Origin of the sequence: Kaistella yananensis, from assembly GCF_026107505.2 — a bacterium.
Taxonomy (GTDB): Bacteria; Bacteroidota; Bacteroidia; order Flavobacteriales; family Weeksellaceae; genus Kaistella; species Kaistella yananensis.
In genome coordinates, this window is the sequence record NZ_JAPCHZ010000004.1 from 348784 (window position 1) to 368698 (window position 19915).

General features: G+C 40.9%; 20 protein-coding genes. 12 read left to right on the forward strand and 8 right to left on the reverse strand.

Annotation, left to right across the window (positions count from 1 at the left end):
* Positions 1-35: 35 nt before the first annotated feature.
* Together OK344_RS08610 and OK344_RS08615 are read right to left on the reverse strand one after the other, a co-directional pair.
* Positions 36-878 carry an isoaspartyl peptidase/L-asparaginase gene (locus OK344_RS08610; RefSeq protein ID WP_265144411.1) on the reverse strand — a complete coding sequence of 281 codons (843 nt, stop codon included), beginning with the start codon at positions 876-878 and terminating at the stop codon, positions 36-38.
* 74 nt (positions 879-952) lie between these two features.
* On the reverse strand, positions 953-1840 hold the full coding sequence (locus OK344_RS08615; RefSeq protein ID WP_088469205.1) for a cyanophycinase: 888 nt from the start codon (positions 1838-1840) through the stop codon (positions 953-955).
* 188 nt (positions 1841-2028) lie between these two features.
* Between OK344_RS08615 and cphA the strand changes: the two genes are divergently transcribed.
* Complete coding sequence (gene cphA, locus OK344_RS08620) at positions 2029-4659, forward strand: cyanophycin synthetase (RefSeq protein ID WP_265144412.1); 2631 nt, start codon at positions 2029-2031, stop codon at positions 4657-4659.
* Positions 4660-4731: 72 nt separating this feature from the next.
* Here cphA and OK344_RS08625 read toward each other — a convergent pair whose 3' ends face one another.
* Both OK344_RS08625 and OK344_RS08630 read right to left on the reverse strand, forming a co-directional pair.
* Positions 4732-5196: a hypothetical protein gene (locus tag OK344_RS08625; protein WP_265144413.1), complete on the reverse strand. Its 465-nt coding sequence runs from the start codon at positions 5194-5196 to the stop codon at positions 4732-4734.
* Positions 5197-6094: 898 nt separating this feature from the next.
* Positions 6095-6865 carry a hypothetical protein gene (locus tag OK344_RS08630; RefSeq protein WP_265144414.1) on the reverse strand — a complete coding sequence of 257 codons (771 nt, stop codon included), beginning with the start codon at positions 6863-6865 and terminating at the stop codon, positions 6095-6097.
* An 818-nt stretch (positions 6866-7683) separates the two neighbouring features.
* Between OK344_RS08630 and dnaX the strand changes: the two genes are divergently transcribed.
* The 6 genes from dnaX to OK344_RS08660 all read left to right on the forward strand — a co-directional run bounded on the left by dnaX (position 7684) and on the right by OK344_RS08660 (position 12343).
* Positions 7684-8769, forward strand: a complete 1086-nt coding sequence (gene dnaX, locus OK344_RS08635) for a DNA polymerase III subunit gamma/tau (RefSeq protein WP_265144415.1) — start codon at positions 7684-7686, stop codon at positions 8767-8769.
* 167 nt (positions 8770-8936) lie between these two features.
* On the forward strand, positions 8937-9362 hold the full coding sequence (locus tag OK344_RS08640) for a DUF8439 domain-containing protein (RefSeq protein WP_265144416.1): 426 nt from the start codon (positions 8937-8939) through the stop codon (positions 9360-9362).
* Positions 9363-9406: 44 nt separating this feature from the next.
* A complete protein-coding gene (locus tag OK344_RS08645) occupies positions 9407-10474 on the forward strand; it encodes a chorismate mutase (protein WP_265144417.1) in 1068 nt (355 codons plus the stop codon).
* Positions 10475-10477: 3 nt separating this feature from the next.
* Positions 10478-10645, forward strand: a complete 168-nt coding sequence (locus OK344_RS08650) for a hypothetical protein (RefSeq protein WP_265144418.1) — start codon at positions 10478-10480, stop codon at positions 10643-10645.
* 176 nt (positions 10646-10821) lie between these two features.
* Positions 10822-11748 carry a ribosome small subunit-dependent GTPase A gene (gene rsgA / locus OK344_RS08655; protein WP_265144419.1) on the forward strand — a complete coding sequence of 309 codons (927 nt, stop codon included), beginning with the start codon at positions 10822-10824 and terminating at the stop codon, positions 11746-11748.
* A gap of 175 nt (positions 11749-11923) precedes the next feature.
* Positions 11924-12343 carry a nucleoside-diphosphate kinase gene (locus tag OK344_RS08660; RefSeq protein WP_265144420.1) on the forward strand — a complete coding sequence of 140 codons (420 nt, stop codon included), beginning with the start codon at positions 11924-11926 and terminating at the stop codon, positions 12341-12343.
* Positions 12344-12418: 75 nt separating this feature from the next.
* Here the strand turns inward: OK344_RS08660 and rpe are convergent, their stop codons facing one another.
* Together rpe and OK344_RS08670 are read right to left on the reverse strand one after the other, a co-directional pair.
* Entirely contained in the window at positions 12419-13069 is a 651-nt protein-coding gene (gene rpe, locus OK344_RS08665) for a ribulose-phosphate 3-epimerase (protein WP_088469194.1), read from the reverse strand.
* Between the two features lie 67 nt (positions 13070-13136).
* Positions 13137-14213 (reverse strand): M42 family metallopeptidase, encoded by a 1077-nt coding sequence (locus tag OK344_RS08670; RefSeq protein WP_265144421.1) that lies wholly within the window; start codon positions 14211-14213, stop codon positions 13137-13139.
* Between the two features lie 57 nt (positions 14214-14270).
* Here OK344_RS08670 and OK344_RS08675 point away from each other — a divergent pair, with 57 nt between their 5' ends.
* The gene (locus OK344_RS08675) at positions 14271-14978 is read left to right on the forward strand and encodes a DUF4294 domain-containing protein (protein WP_265144422.1); all 708 of its coding nucleotides are present in this window, start codon (positions 14271-14273) and stop codon (positions 14976-14978) included.
* A 60-nt stretch (positions 14979-15038) separates the two neighbouring features.
* Entirely contained in the window at positions 15039-15773 is a 735-nt protein-coding gene (locus OK344_RS08680; protein WP_407936707.1) for a S1/P1 nuclease, read from the forward strand.
* Here OK344_RS08680 and OK344_RS08685 read toward each other — a convergent pair.
* Positions 15768-16184: an NUDIX domain-containing protein gene (locus tag OK344_RS08685; protein ID WP_265144424.1), complete on the reverse strand. Its 417-nt coding sequence runs from the start codon at positions 16182-16184 to the stop codon at positions 15768-15770. The two genes, OK344_RS08680 and OK344_RS08685, sit on opposite strands and share 6 nt — an antisense overlap.
* A 44-nt stretch (positions 16185-16228) precedes the next feature.
* A complete protein-coding gene (gene mnmC2 / locus OK344_RS08690; RefSeq protein ID WP_265144425.1) occupies positions 16229-16918 on the reverse strand; it encodes a tRNA (5-methylaminomethyl-2-thiouridine)(34)-methyltransferase MnmC2 in 690 nt (229 codons plus the stop codon).
* 84 nt (positions 16919-17002) lie between these two features.
* On the opposite strand from mnmC2, the gene OK344_RS08695 reads away from it, so the two are divergent.
* The 3 genes from OK344_RS08695 to OK344_RS08705 all read left to right on the forward strand — a co-directional run bounded on the left by OK344_RS08695 (position 17003) and on the right by OK344_RS08705 (position 19818).
* On the forward strand, positions 17003-18076 hold the full coding sequence (locus tag OK344_RS08695) for a branched-chain amino acid aminotransferase (protein ID WP_265144426.1): 1074 nt from the start codon (positions 17003-17005) through the stop codon (positions 18074-18076).
* 97 nt (positions 18077-18173) lie between these two features.
* Positions 18174-18683 carry an FKBP-type peptidyl-prolyl cis-trans isomerase gene (locus OK344_RS08700; RefSeq protein WP_265144427.1) on the forward strand — a complete coding sequence of 170 codons (510 nt, stop codon included), beginning with the start codon at positions 18174-18176 and terminating at the stop codon, positions 18681-18683.
* Between the two features lie 82 nt (positions 18684-18765).
* Positions 18766-19818: a peptidylprolyl isomerase gene (locus OK344_RS08705; protein WP_265144428.1), complete on the forward strand. Its 1053-nt coding sequence runs from the start codon at positions 18766-18768 to the stop codon at positions 19816-19818.
* Positions 19819-19915 lie beyond the last annotated feature (97 nt).

A 19915-nucleotide genomic window follows, 5' to 3' on the forward strand; every position in this document is an offset into this window, starting at 1 on the left:
AGAAACTGTCCCGGAAATGGGACAGTTTTTTTATTTTAATCGAAGACCTCGAACGTTGATCCGTCGAAGCTGGCAAAAACCATGGTTGGATGCGAATCCCGGTGAAAGAAGTTTCCGTTTCGGTCGATGGCGACGGCTCCGGCAAACCCGTCGATTTCTTTTAATTCAGCAAAAGTCTTTTCAAAAGCCTCTTCAAGATTCATTCCGTCAGTGACGCGGGTTACAATCTTCGCGGCAGTGGCATTGCTCACAATATCTTCACCAACTCCGGTACAGCTTACCGCGCAGTATCTGTTGGCATAATTACCGGCTACCGTTGCAGAATCGGAAATTCGGCCAACGATTTCAAAACCTTTGCCTCCCGTGGACGTTGCTGCTGCCAAATGACCGTTTCGGTCGAGTGCCACGCATCCAACAGTGCCTTTCCCGCCGTTTTTCACTTTCGCTTCATATTCTTTTCTGCGTTGCGGAATTTCAGTAGAATAGTCCTCAAATTCATTGGCAGTAGCGTAAGTTTTTGCTCCGTTTCCACCCAAAACCCGGTCGTTTTCTTTCATCAGAACCCTGGCGACCTGAATCGGATTTTTTACATTTTCAATATTGATGACGCCGGAGAACTTCTGGTTTTCACCATTCATCAGCGACGCACTCATCCTGATTTTCCCGTCGCTCTGGATTTGTGATCCGGTTCCGGCGTTATACAGCGTATCATCCTCCAGCAAAGAGACTGCATATACTGCTGTCTCCTCCGCTGTATGGCTCTGCAAATAGTCAAAAGCCTTGGCAGCAATTGCTTTGAGTGAATTTTGTTTGGCTACTTTTACTTCGTGGCTTTGGTCGCTTTCGGAGAAGAAGCCGCCGTGGATGATGATTTTCATGTATTTATGAATAGGATGTTAATAGCTTGCAAAAGCAGCATAGCGGAGCGAACGTAATTAAAAATTTAAATTCCTTAACGTTCCTGTGGGATTGGGCTGTACTGCGAGTTCACGATGGTGAGTTCTTTCGTCTTCAGATCGAAATAATCATTCTGGGACATCACATGAACCGTGAGATTATCAATGGAAATCGGTTGCCCCAGGTCGATCTTGGTAAGATTAGTATCTTTAATGAATCTGCCGTCCACCAGAATCACAAGTCCCGACCCAATGGCCGTCATCGTATCGCCGTGAATAAAGAGACCGGTATCTTCTCCCAGACCAATTCCCAGGGTGCGTGGGTTGTTTACCACGGCCTGAAAAAGTCTGCCGATTCTGCCTCTTTGAACAAAATGTGTATCGACAATAACATTTTCGATAAATCCTAAACCCTGGGTAGTTTTAATTTCACCTTTCAGAAGCGCTTCACTGCTCGAACCCTGATAAATCATGTTTTCAGAAGCTGCTGCAGCGCCTGCCGAAGTTCCGGCATAGATAAAATCCTGCTCCTGGTATTTAAGGAGAATAGCGTCATGGAATCTTGTCCCTCCAAGAATCGAAGTCAGCCTCAGCTGGTCGCCTCCGGTAAACATCACCACATCGGCAGCGTTGGCGCGTGCCACGATAGCATCGCTGTTCGCCTGTTCCCGGTTCTGGATATCGAGGATATTAACGGTTTTCGAACCTAAAAATTCGAATGCTTTTTTATATTCTGGGCCCACAATTTGTGGAATTTGAGAAGCTGTGGTGATGATCTCGATCACCGAATCCTCTTTCAGCCGTGACTCGTTGATGATTTTCCTGAGGATGCCCCTTTCAAAAAAGTTGAGGTTTTTTTCTACATTCTGGTCGTAATCGGTTTCTGCAAAACTGCCTTTATTTACGGCTCCACCGATAATCATTAATTTTCCAACTGGTCTCATAGGATGCAAATTTAAAAAAAATAATCAGAGGCTTAGGCGCTAAATCAAATAAAAATAATACTGAATCACTGATATTTACGCTGTTTATTTATTAATAATTCAGAGTCTGTGTAAAAAATTATGCCGAATTATACTGTTTTTCAATTATCTTTGGTTTTCATACATCAGTCACCTTACACATTTACGTTATGAAAATTGAAAAAATACAGGTTCTAAAAGGCCCGAATATTTGGAGCATCCGTAGAAAAAAACTCATCCAGATGCGGCTGGATCTGGAAGAAGTAGAGCATTTGCCAACCAATAAAATTGAAGGCTTCCGTACGAGGCTCGAAAAACTGATTCCTTCTTTAATCACACACCGCTGTTCCGAAGGGGTTGAAGGAGGCTTCTTTCAGCGTGTGGAAATGGGCACCTGGATGGGCCATGTCATCGAACACATCGCACTGGAGATTCAGACCCTTGCCGGGATGGATACCGGTTTCGGCCGTACCAGGGAAACCAAAACCCCGGGCATTTATAATGTTGTTTTCAGTTATCTGGAAGAAAATTCCGGAGTTTACGCCGCAGAACAGTCCGTGGAAATCGCACGATGTATTATCGAAGCACGAGATTACGATATTGAAGCCTGCATTCAGCAACTCCGCGAAATCCGGGAGCGCGAAAGACTCGGGCCTTCTACCGGAAGTATTGTTGAAGAAGCCGCTGCCAGAAACATTCCGTGGATCCGCCTTGGCCGCAACTCTTTGGTGCAGCTGGGCTATGGCGTCAACCAGCAGCGATTCCAGGCAACAATTACCGGGAAAACCTCATCCATTGCTGTAGACATTGCCTGTAATAAAGAACTTACTAAAAAAATGCTCGATGAGGCCGCTATTCCTGTGCCTTCCGGCGATCTGGTGACAGAACCTGAAGAACTCGAAAGGGTGATCCGCAAAATTGGATATCCGATTGTACTGAAACCCCTGGATGGTAATCACGGCAAAGGATCATCCATCAATGTCAACGACCTCGAAACGGCCAAAATCGGTCTGCAGCATGCGCAAAAGTACTCCAGCAGGGTGATTGTTGAGAAATACATTACCGGTTACGATTTCCGCGTGCTGGTTATCAACCACAAAATGGTGGCGGCAGCGCGCCGGGTGCCTGCCCATATTGTAGGCGATGGAGAACTCAGTATCCGCCAGCTCATCGATAAAGAAAATCTTGATCCCAGAAGAGGCTACGGGCATGAAAATGTGCTTACTGAAATCCTTGTCGACAAAGACACGAATGAACTTCTTGAAAAACTGAATTATACCCTCGACACCATCCCGCAGAAAGGTGAGGTGGTATATCTTAAATCTACCGCTAACCTTTCTACAGGCGGTACTTCCATCGATGTTACAGATATGATTCACCCCGAGAACGTTACCATGTGCGAACGTATTTCCAAGATTGTTGGTCTTGATGTATGCGGAATTGATATCATGGCAGAAAACCTTACACAGCCGCTCAAGGAAAGCGGTGGCGCGATTTTGGAGGTGAACGCTGCTCCCGGATTCCGCATGCATTTGGCTCCAAGCGAAGGACTGCCAAGGAACGTAGCCGCGCCGGTAGTCGATATGCTTTATCCTCAGGGCAAACCTTTCAGAATTCCTATTATTGCGGTAACCGGAACCAACGGAAAAACCACCACCACAAGACTCATTGCCCATATCGTGAAAAATAACGGCTACAGAGTAGGCTTTACCACCTCTGACGGGATTTACATCCAGAATACCATGCTCACCAAGGGCGATACTACAGGACCAATTTCCGCAGAATTTGTCCTTAAAGATCCTACCGTTGAATTTGCCGTACTGGAAACTGCCCGCGGTGGAATCCTGCGCTCAGGTCTGGGATTCAGTTCCTGCGATATTGGCGTACTGACCAACATCAAAGAAGATCATCTGGGGCTCAATGATATTCACAACCTCAAAGATTTAACCCGCGTTAAAAGGGTAGTCCTCGACTCGGTGAAGAAGGGCGGCTGGAGTGTCCTGAATGCTGACGATGAATATTCCATGAGGCTCATGCCTGATATTGATTCTAAAGTGGCGATTTTTAGTCTCGACGAGAATAATCCTCATATTGTAAAATTCGCGAAGGCAGGTAAAGTGACCTGTGTGTACGAAGAAGGGTTTATCACCATCAAAAAAGGCGACTGGAAGATCAGAATCGTGAAAGCCATCAATGTGCCTATCACCATGGAAGGAAAGGCTAGGTTTATGATTTCCAATGTGTTGGCAGCCAGCCTTGCGACATATTTACAGGGCTTTGAGATCGAAGATATCGCAAACTCACTCCGTACTTTTATTCCAAGTCCTGCGCTTACGCCGGGAAGGCTGAATATCTTTAAATTCAAGAAATTCAAGGTCCTCATCGACTTTGCCCATAATCCTGCAGGTTACGAGGCTATTGAAGATTACCTCAAAAATGTTGATTCGCCAAAGAAGATTGGAATCATTTCCGGAGTCGGAGACCGCCGCGACGGCGATATCCGCGAGTGCGGCAGAATTGCAGGCCGCATGTTCGACCATATCATCATCCGGAACGAAAAGCACCTTCGCGGCAGGACCGAAGAGGAAATCAACGCTCTGGTGATCGACGGGATGCAGAGTTCGGGTAAGGATGTAAGCTACGAAATCATTCCAAAAGAAATCGATGCGCTGAAACACGCCATGAGCCTCGCCGAAGAAAACACCTTTATCACGGCCCTGAGCGACGTCATCTCAAACGCGATCGACCTCGTGCAGGAATACCAGCACAAAGAAATTCTGGAAGAAGGCAATACGCTTTAAGAATTCGTTTTAAAATAGAAATCCTTTCAAATGAAGGGATTTTTTTATGGATAAATGTGTAATTTCTGCTTATTAATTACTCTTTTTCTTTTTGTAAAATAAAATGAAAATAATAAAGGTTAAAAGGTATAAAGCTGAAAGAGAAGCAATATAGATTTTCTGTTTTCGGTGGTGTTCCGAGAGTTGCGCATTTTCAATCATAAGTTGCTTTAATACTTTATCCGGAGCCGTAAGCAGGTCCTCATAAGATATTTCAAAGTTGTCCTGTGTTGAAATTTCTTTAGCTAAGTTGTTCTTCAGTTGCTCCAAAAGTGCAAAATCACTTACGCTTAATTGAGATATTTCCTGTGTTGCATAGCAAAATGAAGAGTAAAAGAAGGTGGTATCCGGTTCTACATTGGCAAAAATCAGAAACTTACCTTTCTCTTTAAAAATGATATCACAGGAATTGAACTGCTGTCCGAATAATGTAATTTCTTTACTCCTGAAGTCAGGCGCAGACGATTTGTAAACTTTTTCTATTTTTGCTTTCGCCAAAGAGTTTTCTACCTCCCAATATCCCGTTTTGTAGGTTGTATTTACATCATATATATCAACGGTAAATACAAAATCTGCTGATTCAAAAGAGTTCTTGATCGTAGGAGTTCACACTTACAGGCCGAAATGTTGATGGATGTCAGGAGTGAAAAAAGTAGTAAAAGATATTTCATAGACAGATAATGATGTTTCGAACTAATTTTTGAAGTGCTCAGATAGGTTTTTTCTGAAAATTATGAAGCAGTTTATTCAGGATGAGGATAAGATCAATAGAATATGTTGTGCGTAGTTTTTTATTCAGATTCTATTAGGATAAAATTCCCAGAATTGATCATTATGTGAAAATCGATTCTATAAATAAATTCAAATTTGGAATTATTATTCTTTTTAAAGGTGTAAAATGGATGTCGTTTGTTTAACATTTTTTGAAATTCCGTTAAATTGTTGTCATCTATTATTTCTTTTTCGATTACCAAACTACAATCATTATTTTTTTCGATTTTACGACTGATTTTAGAATTGCTTTCATAAAAAGTAATGGAATCATTCAAAATTCTAAACTCAAATTTTGGATGCTTTTCGAATTGTTTATCGAATTCTACTTTATATTTCCCATTTGGAAGTATACAGTTTTGTGAAAATAGATTGTTAGTGAAAAACAAAATACAAACTACAATCAAGTTAATTTTGATTGAGTTATAATATAATATTTTATCAAATATTTTCAATGTCGTTTTTCAGAATATTTGTTTAAAATTACGCACAACGTTTTGGCGCTTGGCGAAGAAGCGGATTTCGAATTACTAAACTGTCTTCAAGCACTGAACTTGATACGAAGCACAAGGCTTCATTTAAGCACTAAACCCGCTTTTTTGCCAAACTCCTGTCAGCACCAGTATTATTCTGTCGGGTTAATAATTGTGTATCCACTGTCACCATAAATTAAAAACTTTCCATTATTTATTCCTGTCAAGCCTGGTGAATAGTCGCCAAACTTTATTACCTCTTTTTTATTTCTGTCCCACGAGAAAAAACTTCTCTTGTCGTTATAGCTTGAATGAAAAATAATCTTGTCTACGGTGCTTGATATTGCTGATGTTCCAGAAAAGTCATTTGGGGTTTCAAAGCTTTCAAATTTAAAAGTGTCAAGATTAAGTTCAAATACTTTTAGGTCAGTATATGCGTAAAACAAAACTTTGTTTGTCCCGTGTTTGCAAATACAGTAACAGTCAGCAATTACCATATCTCCTGCACTTGAATTAACACCAAATTCTTGTTGTCCTTCAAAATCAAACACGGCAAGTCCATCTCCGTTTGGTCCGTCACCACCGTAAACCCCTTCGTCAAAATACGTTATTATAATTTTGTTCCGATGAACGATGATATCCTCTATTCCGTCACCAGCTAAAAATGACTTTACTAATTGTCCGCTGAATTTAGAAATATAACCGTTGTTGTCTTTCTCTGTCCGACTGTCAGCAATGAAAAATGTTTCGTTGTCAAGTCTGCGAATAATCGGAAAGCGTAAGTCGATTTCTATTTTTAAATTATGGTCGTTTGTTACAACCGTTTTGTTGTCAGTAAACGCAATGAAATTGCCTTGGTCGTCAGCGTCAAGGTTTAAAATTTTACTTTGTCCTGCGTCAATATGTGTTGTCTGTTCGGTCATTCTTAATATTGGTGCTAACTTACTTATATGTATCACTCCGTAATACAAACATCCCAAAATTTGTAGATATTGGTATCACTGTTATGATATATATGTATTCAAATATAATAAATGTATTGGATAATTATTTTTGTTTCCTCAAACTTTTGCTACTTACATGGTACTGTTGATAATAAATGCGCAGTAAATAAGGCATATAACTACAACTGTACATTTAACTGAGCATCGTTTTAAAATTAAGATGGGCGTTCCGCATCAGTTTTTATCTCAAAACAGTGGTAACTCAAACTTCTCTCTAATTTCAAGTATATAATCTACTTCCGCCATACTTTACTTTTCCATCAAATAAAATAAAATCAGCGTATACAGTTGCAGGAATCACCATTTATCATTAAATTTACAACACATTACAAATCAGCACGTTATTGCCCGATTCAAATTACCGATAATCATTTTTTTACCTGATTAATTTCTTTGTAACCCCTTTTCACAAGCAGATACCAAAGGTTGAGCCATACTTGCGCCATACTTGCGCCATACCATCGTGCAGGAAAAGTAAGGTATTCTTAACGTCTCCCTGTACATTTCTTCAAGTCTTATCCGAGTCTTGTTCGGATCTCCTTCACAAAAAGGGGTTGTTTTGGGAATCATTTCCAAAGGAATCTACAGCTTGTGTGCTTTTAATGTGATAGGTATTGAGGAGTGGGGGGATTCGGTGTATTTCTTTTAAGTTATTGATGCAGAATTAATCCATAAAACCCTCACTAATTTTCTCACAATTATTTTACTCATCTCAATAATTTCCTTATTTTTGACCAATGGAAAATTTCGTGGTTTCTGCAAGAAAATACCGCCCTCAGGAGTTCGATACTGTGGTAGGGCAGGCGCATATTACAGATACACTGGAGCATGCTATTCACGAAAATCAGCTCGCACAGGCACTCCTGTTCTGTGGTCCGCGTGGAGTAGGTAAAACGACCTGCGCCAGGATCCTCGCCCGTAAAATCAACGAAAGAGACGGTTCTACCTCCGAAGACGGCTTTGCCTACAACATATTCGAACTGGATGCTGCGTCCAACAACTCCGTTGAAGACATTCGCGAACTCACCGACCAGGTACGCTTTGCACCTCAGGTAGGAAAGTACAAGATTTATATCATTGACGAGGTGCACATGCTCTCCTCAGCGGCGTTCAATGCCTTCCTTAAAACACTGGAAGAACCGCCTGCGCATGCCATCTTTATTCTCGCCACCACCGAGAAACACAAGATTATTCCTACCATCCTTTCACGTTGCCAGATTTACGATTTCAAACGGATTACCATTGAAAACATCCAGAGCCACCTGAAGAATATTGCGGATAAGGAAGGTATCGCATTCGAAGACGACGCGCTTTACCTCATTGCCCAGAAGGCTGATGGTGCGCTGCGTGATGCACTTTCCATCTTCGACAGACTGTCAACCTTTACCCAGAAGAACATCACTTTGGCCAAAGCCGCCGAAGTCCTCAATATCCTCGATTACGACCAGTACCTGAATATTGTGGACCTGGCGCACGAAAACAGAATTCCCGATGTGCTTTTCGCATTCAATGAGATCGTGAAAAAAGGCTTCGATCCCCACATCTTCATCGCAGGATTGGGCAGCCATTTCCGCGACCTTATGATGGCGCAAAATCCCCATACTCTGAACCTCATCGAAGTAGGCGAGAAGACCAAAGCAAGATTCTCCGAACAGAGCAAAAAATGGAATGCCCAGCAGCTTATCGACGCCATTGAAATCTGCAACCATGCAGACATCAATTATAAGAATTCCAAGAATCCACGGCTTACGATAGAGATTGCTTTAATGCAGCTTTCGTCCCTCACGGCGAACGGTGCCGAGCCTAAAAAAAAAAGTATCTGATATTATCGCCGCTTCTTAAAACTGCGGTATCAGTTCCACAAACCCCCAAACCTGAAACCAAAACACCCGTTGCTGCAGAGCTTCCCCAGAAGGAAGAACCTGTAGTTCAAAAGACAGCGGCACCCATTGCGGCGCGCAAGGTTTCTTCTAAATTCAGCATCACTGCCGTGTTACAGCAGACCGAAGAAAAGGAAGAAGCAACGGAAACCACGGCAAAGGAACATCTGCCAAGCAATCACTTCACCGAAACCGATCTCCGCACCGAGTGGCAGAAGTTCCTCACAGAACTTAAGAAAAGAGATATCATCATCTACAGCGCCATAAGTTCTTTCATCCTGCAGAAAAAGGACGAAAACACCATTGAAATCACCTATCCGTCAGATTCTGCAAAAAGCGAGTTCGAGAAGGTACGGGCAGATTTCTTTAACCATTTTATGCACAAAGTAAGTCATTTCAATATCGCAGTTGAGTACAAAAACGATGTTACCCTGAAAAAAGAAATCATGACCAAACGGAAGATTTTTGATAAATTTGCAGAAATCAATCCTGTTTTAAAAGAACTCGACGAAATCTTTAAGTTTGATCTGAACTAAAATAATCAAAACAATGCCAATGAAATTTGGCTTTTTATCATAGCATGAATTTAAAAGAACTGAAGAACAACTGGGTAAAAGATTTTGCCTCTCCCTTAATTATTGCCGGCCCCTGCAGTGCAGAAAGCGAATCGCAGATGCTGGAAACCGCTAAAAGGATAAAAGAATCCACAGACTCCGTCTCTATTTTCCGTGCCGGAATCTGGAAGCCGCGAACAAAACCCAATGGGTTCGAAGGCGTAGGAGTCATCGGTCTCAACTGGCTGAAGAAAGTAAAAGAAGAATACGGCTTCAGAACCGCTACCGAAGTAGCCAATGCCCACCATGTGGCAGCCGCTCTGGAAGCTGACGTCGACATCCTGTGGATTGGCGCGCGTTCTACCGTAAACCCTTTCACCGTACAGGAAATCGCCGAAGCCCTGAAAGGAACCGATAAGCCCGTCTTCGTAAAAAACCCTGTGAACCCTGATCTTGCCTTGTGGATTGGCGCTCTGGAAAGACTTCTGGGCCAGGATGTAAAGAACTTAGGCGTTATTCACCGTGGCTTTTCAACCTACCAGAAAACCAAATACCGCAATATCCCAAACTGGCAGATTGCGCTGGATTTCAAGCAGCAGTTTCCCAACATCCCGATGCTGGTAGATCCTTCGCATATCTGCGGCAACAGATCCGGTTTGGCGGGGATCGCGCAGGAAGCCCTGAACGTTGGCTACGAAGGCATGATTATAGAAACCCACGGCAATCCCGACGATGCCTGGAGTGACGCTTCACAGCAGATTACCCCGGAAGTGCTTGCAGAATTGATCGGGAATTTACAGATAAGAAATTCCGATATCTCTGCATTCGATGATGAAATGGGCCGTCACCGTACCCTTATTTCTGACCTCGATTTCCAGCTGATTGAAATTCTTTCCCACAGGATGAAAATCTCAGAAAAGATCGGTACGCTCAAGAAAGAAAACAATATTGCCATCTTTCAGCCGGAGCGTTGGAAAATCATCACCGAATACGCAACCCAGAAAGCTGATGAAACCGGAATGTCGCCTGATTTCATAGAGAAAGTCTTTAAAGCAATTCATGAAGAGTCAATTGAAATCCAGAATAACATCTAACAGATGAGCGACTTTAAATTATTGAGTGATGTATTATTGGAAGCGTTCAGAAATGAACTTAGCGACCAGCTGCTCTATTCAATAAATGAAGCCGGTGATACTGAAATTGAAGTTGGTTATTTTGATTTTTATAATGCAGCAGCTCGGGCTTGTGGAAAAGTGGTTTTTTAGTAGCCTATTTTAAAGAAAAAGAATTTGCTCTTGAGACCGAAAAAAGCTATTACCAAAAATCTTCAGGACTGCTATTACAATCTGAGAAAAACAGGATTTGAATATGAGGATACTGATTTCTCAAAAGCCATAAATTTTATGCTAATGTCATCAAAGGCAATAATCATTAATAACAAATGAAAGGTCTTGTCACCAAATCTACCGGAAGTTGGTACCAGGTTCTGGATCAGGGAACAGGAAGGTTTTTTGAAGCCAGGATACGTGGCAAATTCAAGCTGATTAAAACCCGGCTTACCAATCCGCTGGCGGTAGGAGATAAGGTAGAATTCTCTCTGGAACAGGATGATGTCGCCTGGATCACGAGGATTGAACCCAGAAAGAATTATCTCATCAGAAAATCGGTGAACCTTTCGAAAGAAGCGCACATCATCGCCTCAAACATCGATGTAGCCTGCTTTATCTACACCCTGATACATCCAGAAACATCACTGGGCTTCCTCGACAGGTTTTTGGCCTGCTGCGAAGCCTACAACATCAAGCCGCTGATCCTCTTCAATAAAATGGATATCCTAAATGATGCTGCCCGCGAGCTGGTGGAAGAAACAGAAGCGCTGTATCAGAATATCGGTTACCAGACTTTGGAGATTTCATCTTACTCAAAACTTAATCTGGACACGCTTCAGGATATCATAAAAGACCAGGTTTCTGTGTTTTTTGGCCATTCTGGAAGCGGGAAATCTACACTTGTCAACGCCCTGCAACCGGATCTTAATCTGAAAACATCAGAAATATCATCATCTCAACTCAAAGGAAAACACACTACTACCTTTGCACAGATGCATTTCTGGGAATTTGGGGGCAGTGTAATCGACACGCCTGGTGTAAGAGAATTTGCGATGATTGATGTACAGAAGGAAGAAATTCAGCATTATTTCCCGGAAATATTCCGTGTCGGAAGAGCATGTAAGTTTCACAACTGTATGCATATCAACGAACCCAAATGTGCGGTACTTCAGCAGCTTGAGACCGGAGAAATTGAGGAGACCCGCTACGCAACCTACCTGAAACTTATGGAAGAGGCAGAGGAAATCAATGCCCAATAAAAAACCCAGCCGAGGCTGGGTAAAAACTAATAACCATGAAAACTCAAATTAAACATGAGAATCGGAAATTAATTTACAACTTCCATGCCAAAATAAATTGGCTTCTCATAAAAGGAATTTTCGGTACAAATATATAAAAGTTTTTGTACTTTTGCGCCAGATAAAAACAAGATATATGTCAGGTAAAATTACATTCACCATGATTAAGCCGGATGCAGTAGCAGATGGTCACATTGGTGCTATTTTAGGGAAAATTGCAGAGGCAGGTTTCAAAATCAAAGCAATGAAACTTACACAGTTAACAGTTGCTGATGCTAAGAAATTCTACGAAGTTCACGCTGAAAGACCTTTTTATGGGGAATTGGTAGACTTCATGAGTTCAGGACCAATCGTTGCAGCAGTTCTTGAGAAAGATAATGCTGTAGAAGATTTCAGAACATTAATCGGTGCTACAAACCCTGCAGATGCTGCGGAAGGAACCATCAGAAAAATGTTTGCAAGAAGCGTAGGCGAAAATGCGGTACACGGTTCAGATTCTGACGAGAATGCTTTAATCGAAGCTGGTTTCCATTTTTCAGGAAGAGAGATTTTCTAAACCTGCAAAGTATACAACTGAAAAAGTCCCGGCTCGTGCGGGACTTTTTTATGCAGTGATGGTAAGGAACTGAACTTAGATCTTCAGAAGCTCAATCGTGCGCTCAGGGCTTTCTGACGAGAACACTGCATTACCTGCAACCAAAACATCTGCACCTGCTTCAAATAACTTCGCAGCGTTTTCAAGGTTCACACCGCCGTCAACTTCAATAAGCGCGGTAGAGTTGTTTGATAGAATTAAATCTTTTGTTTCTGCTATCTTTTTGTAGGTGTTCTCAATGAATTTCTGTCCGCCAAATCCCGGGTTTACACTCATCAACAAAACCAGGTCAACATCAGCAATAATATCTTCCAGCATCAGAACGGGAGTAGCAGGATTCAGTACAACACCGGCTTTTGCCCCTTTGTCCTGAATTAAACTGATGGTGCGGTGCAGATGCGTGCAGGCTTCGTAATGCACAGAAACCAAATCGGCGCCCATACTGATGAATTCTTCAACGTACTTTTCCGGCTCCACAATCATCAGGTGCACATCGACAAACTTCCTGGTATGCTGCTGAATGGTTTTCATCACCGGAAACCCGAAAGAAATATTCGGTACAAATCTTCCGTCCATTACATCTACATGAAGCCAGTCGGCCTGCGAGTTATTCAGCATTTCGATATCACGCTGCAGGTTTCCGAAATCTGCCGAGAGTAGTGACGGAGCGATTAATTTTGTTTTCATTTTACTTTTTTATTCTTTTACTTTTACCTTTTTACTTTTATTTTTTGTCTATTCCCCTGACTCTTTCTTAGTGATATTTCAGATTCATGTCCGGTTTTATGTTCAGCAGCGTTTCATAAATCAGCTGAATGACATTAAATACATCTTCTTTAGAAACCATTTCTACGGTAGTGTGCATATATCTTAAAGGAAGTGAAATGAGTGCTGAAGGTACACCGCCGTTGGAATGAGCAAATGCGTCGGTATCTGTCCCTGTCGCACGGCTTGCAGCTGCCCGCTGAAAAGGAATTTCCTTCTTTTTAGCGGTATTTACAATCAACTCCCTGATGACGTGATGTACACTTGGAGCAAAAAATACCACCGGTCCGTCGCCACATTTCTGGTCACCTTCTTTTTTCTTTTCAATCATCGGAGTGCTGGTATCGTGCGTAACATCAGTGATGATAGCAATGTTCGGTTTAATGGTATCTGCAATCATGTCTGCGCCATATAAACCAACTTCTTCCTGCACAGAATTGGTGATATAAAGCCCGAACGGGAGTTTCTTCTTGTTTTCTTTCAGCATTCTGGCAACTTCAGCAATCATAAATCCGCCAATTCGGTTATCTAAAGCGCGGCAGACAAAATATTTGTCGTTCAGCTGGAAAAATTCATCCGGATACGTAATCATGCAACCAACGAAAATGCCTAAATCTTCAACTTCTTTTTTGGAGGTCACCCCACAATCAATAAAAATGTTTTCAAGTTTAGGGACGGGTTCATTGGAGTTTACTCCTCTGGTATGAATTGCTGGCCAGCCGAAAACTCCTTTTACAATGCCTTTTTCTCCGTGAATATTAACCACTTTCGATGGGGCGATCATCTGGTCGGAACCCCCGTTTCGGATCACGTAAATTAATCCGTCATCGGTGATATAGTTTACATACCACGAAATTTCGTCGGCATGAGCTTCTATAACCACTTTGAATTCAGCTTCAGGATTGATAATTCCATAGCAGGTTCCGTAATGGTCGAACTCAATTTTATCAACATAAGGTTTAATGTAATTCATCCAGATTTTCTGCCCGTTATGCTCATAACCTGTTGGCGATGCTGTGTTTAAATACTGTTCTAAAAATTTTAATGATTTATTTTCAAATTTCATAGATAAAAGGAATGAATTTTGTTACTTTAAAGCTTGATTTTATACGAAGTAAAAATAATGAATTTTAACAAACCAGTCTTATTATTTCTGCTGTTTTTAGGACTTAATGCAAATGCTCAGCGGGATTCGGTTGTTATCGCCAAACCCATCAGTCAATATCCGCCAGAGTTGCTGAAAACAGACGAATACGGAAATAAATATTATTACGACGAAGCCCAGAAGGCTAAGATATACGAAATTGATGGTGAGAATGTGGTAGTGATGGATGAATTAGTCCTTTTAAACAAGCCGAGATTCAATAACCAACTGGACCAAAACTACTATTTTTTCCTCAATAAAAAGCTCAACCGTGTTTATCCGCTGTTTTTAACTGCCCTGGAGCAGTACACCGATATTCAGGATGACATGAAAGCGCTGGACCGCAGAGATCAGAAGAAATATGTAAGTGAAAGACAGAATGCTTTGGCTTCCCAGTACGAAGCACAACTGAGAGATTTAACAACCACGGAGGGAAGGGTTTTCGCAAAACTGATGAACCGTGCTACAGGAAAAACCGTATACGAAATTATTAAGGAACTCCGCGGAGGCTGGAGTGCCTTCTGGTGGAATGTAAAGGGAAATCTCGCGGATATAGAGCTTAAAGAACCATACGACCCTCACCGGAACCGCACCGATGAATTTCTGGAATCATTGCTCCAAAGCAATTGGAATGCAGGATACTTTCTTCCTTATCCCGGTTACCAAAAATTTAAAATTAAGAAATAATTTATGAGAAAAATTCTTTTCAATCTGGTGCTGCTTACTGCAGTATCGGCGTCTAACCTTATGTATTCATACGGTGTTACTGGGCACCGAGTTGTTGCAGATATCGCAGAAAACCACCTGACCGGAAAAGCCAAAAGACATCTGAAGAAAATTATAGGAGACCAAAAACTGGCTTACTGGGCCAACTGGCCGGATTTTATAAAATCTGACACTACTGGTGTTTGGAAGCACACTGACCAGTGGCATTATGTAAACATCAATCCTCAGGATAATTTCAAATCTTTTTCCGGCAGTTTGAAGGCTCAGACCGGACCTAATTTATATACCCAGATTAAAACACTTTCGGCTCAGATTAAAGATAAAAAGACATCAGCCAAGGACCGCGAGATTGCGTTAAGATTTTTAATTCACCTGGTGGGCGATTCTTCCCAACCGATGCACGTTGGCAGAGCAGAAGATTTGGGTGGCAACAGAATAAAACTCAAGTTTTTTGGGGAAAATACCAATCTCCATTCTTTGTGGGACTCTAAACTTATAGATTTCCAGAAATACAGTTATTCCGAATACACAATGCTTCTGGATGTGAAATCAAAAGAGGAAGTAAAGAAAATACAGGCAGGAACGCTCGAAGAATGGCTGTATGACAGTCACCAAAGCGCCAATAAAATCTACGCAAATACATTAATGGATGGGTCGTATGCTTACGATTATAACTACAAATATGCAGATTTAATGGAACGCCAGCTGCTATACGGAGGATTGAGATTGGCTAAAATCCTGAATGATATTTTATAACAGCCTTTCTTTCAGTTTTTCAAACGCAATCTTATCTACAGGCAAAATAAATGGGTTTCCATCGGTATCGATGGGAATCCATTCTGTTTTTTCAATACAGGGATCCATGATAAGAAACTCGTTTTCATCGATGATTTCAACAAGGTAATATACTGTTAAAAGCTGCTCATTGTCCCGGAACCGCGAAACTACAAATTCTTCCTGCGTATAAAGATGTCCGAGGATATTGATTTTTACATTCAGTTCTTCTTCGAATTCGCGGTGCAGGCAATCGAGGACTCCTTCACCAAATTCAAGACCGCCACCGGGAAGTTTCATCAGCTGTTCCCCGGCATATTCTTCATGCAACACCAGTACCTTTCGATCTTTAACTGCGGTAGCGTACACCCTTATATTTAATTTGTCGATCATGTGTCAGTTTTCTATAAAAACAAAGTTAATAAATTAAGATATAATTAAGATTTCTCTGTTTTCAGTTTTATGGCATTGATCATTTCGCGTTTTCCCGGAGGTCCTGCTTTTTTTTCTACATTAAAGTTGAGTTCTTCTAATATCCTGCGTACACTGCCTTTGGAAGAGTAGGTGGTAAGCAGTCCGCCTGTCTCCATTTTGTCGGCAACCATTTCAAAAAGCGGTTTTTCCCATAAATCAGGTTGTACTCTGGCACCGAAACAGTCGTAATAAACAAGGTTAATTTTAGGTAATTCCAGCTCTTTAAGATCAAAAAAGTCGCAGTGATATTTTGTGAAAAAGAAGTTGGGCAGCAATTCTGTGGTTTTGTTCCATTCACACTGGTGTAATTTGCGGTTGTATTCCTTCATATTTGGTTCATCAAAAAAGACTTCATAACCCAATTCCTTAACTTCACCTTCATTTACGGGGTATTTTTCAATGGTATAATAATGAATAACATGATTTTTATCAGTTTTCAAAAATTCATCAATTGTTACTAAAACATTAAGTCCTGTGCCAAAACCGAATTCTAAAATATTAATTTCATAATTATTTAGGCGTTTTAATCCATGATCAATAAATACATGTCTTGATTCCTGTAACGCGCCGTGATGCGAATGGTAGTTTTCGTTTAAATTGCTGATATACAATGTTTTGCTTCCATCAGAAGTGGTTTTAATCGCTCTTTGCATTTCAATTTTTTTCAAAATTAATTTAAAATTTTGATATTTAAAAAATTATGTTAAATTTGTAGAACATCAAAAAAAATTTTTAATATGATAATTCAAAAATCTACCAATCCGAGAATTTCAACTTTTGATCCTGAGAATTTTTCGTTTGGAAATACTTTTATCGACCACATGATTATCTGTGAATATGAAAACGGAAAATGGGGTGATGTAAAACTTGTACCTTACGGTCAGTTGCCTTTTTCACCTGCGATGATGGGCGTAAATTACGGACAGGCTTGTTTTGAGGGTATGAAAGCTTATAAGGATAAAGACGGGCAGGTTTTTCTTTTCCGTCCGGAGAAGAATTTCGCAAGAATCAATAAATCAGCGTCGCGCTTGGCAATGCCGGAGGTGACTGAAGAAATGTTTATTGACGGTTTGAAAGCCTTGGTAGATATCGACAGAGCATGGATTCCACAGGGTGAAGGGATGTCGCTTTACATTCGTCCGTTGATTTTCGCTACGGAAGAAGCATTGAAAGCAAGAGTAGCTAATAAATATATGTTTGCTATTGTGGCAACTCCGGCAAAAAGTTATTACTCAGAGCCCGTTTCTGTGTTGATTTCAGATTTTTATTCGAGAGCGGCAAGTGGAGGTGTAGGTTCTGCAAAAGCAGCCGGAAACTATGCAGCATCTTTTTATCCGACACAGTTGGCTATAGAGCAGGGTTACGAGCAGATTATCTGGACCGATGATGCTACTCACCAATATTTTGAAGAAAGTGGTACGATGAACGTTTTTGTAAGAATTAACGATACCATTTATACGCCGCCAACATCTGAAAAAATTCTTGATGGGGTTACTCGTGACAGTTTTATTCAGCTGGCAAAAAGACGGGGAATTGAAGTGAAAATTGAACCGGTAGCAGTGAAAACTGTAATTGAAGCACAGAAAAACGGAACTTTAAAAGAAGTTTGGGGCGTGGGAACTGCTGTTGTTACCACTGTTTTCAAAGCGTTAGGTTACAACAGTGAAAAACTGGATCTTCCTAGCCTTTCTTTGGAAGAAAGTTTTGCGTTGACATTGCAGAAAGATTTGGTAGATATTCAGACCAATAAAGTTGAAGATCCTTTCGGATGGAGAGTATTGGTAGAAAAAAACATTTTGGAAACTGCCTAAGCTTCCATTAAAAACATATCTGGAAACCGGGAAAAATTTTATCCCGGTTTTTTCGTTTGAGCATATGGGGCGAATTCCTTATTTTCGCAAAGTATTTATGCAGAAATTAATCATCATATCATCCTTACTGCTCATTGGCTGCGCCCAGAATCAACAGGTACATCCGCCCGTTGGTGGAATTCTCAGTGAAAAAGATCTGAACACCTCCAAAAACAGGGCAAAAAACCTAAATCAGATGGAAAGGACCCAGATCCAGGATTGGATCAATAATCAGGCGGAAAAATTTTATCCGATGAGTCTGAATTACTGGGTTAATATTGAGAATCTTCAGCAAAATCAAAAAAAGCCAGACGGCGAAACCATATCTTACGAATATGAAATTTACGATTTCGTCAAGGTGAAACTTTATGATAAACCAAAGCGGAATGTAAATGTTCAGTTTGGCCGTTTTGAGGATTTAAAAGCAGTAGAGGATGCCCTTCGGTATTTGGATAAAAATCAGGAGGCAACTTTGTTAGTCCCTTCAATATTAGCTTTCGGAACATACGGTGATAATGATAAGATCCCGAATGATATGCCTTTGATTATCAAAATTAAAGTACTTTAAAATAAAATTAATGCTAAAGAAAAATTTTTTAATCGCAATAGCAGCAATTTCGCTGTCGAGTTGCACTCCAATTTATAAAAAAATGAACGTAGACAAAGAAACTTACGAAGGTTTGAAAGATGGCCTTTATGCAAATTTCCAGACTTCCAAAGGAAATATGATTGTGAAATTCGAAGACAAAAAAGCACCGGTAACCGTTGCTAATTTCGTCGGTTTGGCAGAAGGAAAAATTGAAAATAAAGCAAAAGCTAAAGGAGTTCCTTATTATGACGGAACGATTTTTCACAGAGTGATTAAAGATTTCATGATTCAGGGAGGCGATCCGAAAGGAACCGGCATGGGAGATCCCGGATACAAATTTGATGATGAAAAAAATGATCTTCAACACAGTGGAAAAGGAATCCTTTCAATGGCGAACTCCGGACCGAACACCAATGGTTCTCAGTTCTTCATCACTGAAGTGGCGACTCCTTGGTTAGATGGCAGACATACCATTTTCGGAGAAGTTGTTAATGGAAAAGAGGTGATCGATTCTATCGCAAATGTTGAAAAAGGACCCCAGGATAAACCTAAAACCGATATTGTTTTAGAAAAAGTATCAGTATTCACTAAAGGTGACGAATATAAAAACTACGATGCTGCTGCCATCTTCAATGAAGGAAAAGGAAAGATACAGGAACACAACAAAGCAGCAACCGCAAAAATTGAAGCTGACAAGAAGAAAAAAGCTGAAGAATTTGCAGCAAACCAGCAAAAATTAGTTGATGATTTAAAAGCCGGAATGCAGGTAACACCTTCAGGACTGTATTATAAAATCACCAAAACTACGGATGGCATTGCTCCACAACGGGGTGACGAGGTAGCGGTACATTATGCAGGTAAACTTGTTGACGGAACAGAATTCGATTCTTCATTCAAAAGAAATCAGCCGATCGATATCCCAATCGGAGTTGGTCAGGTAATTAAAGGCTGGGATGAAGGAATCATGCTTCTCAAAGAAGGAGAAGCTGCTACTTTATTGATTCCATCTGACCTGGGTTACGGATCCGCAGGTGCAGGCGGAGTTATTCCACCAAACGCATGGTTAATATTCGACGTTGAATTGGTAAACGTTAAAAGTAATTCTACAAGATAAATTTAACTTATTCTTCAAATAAAAAGAACACTCCTTGAATTTGGAGTGTTTTTATTTTATGCGTACAATAGTTTTTATAATTCTTTTGTTGATAAAT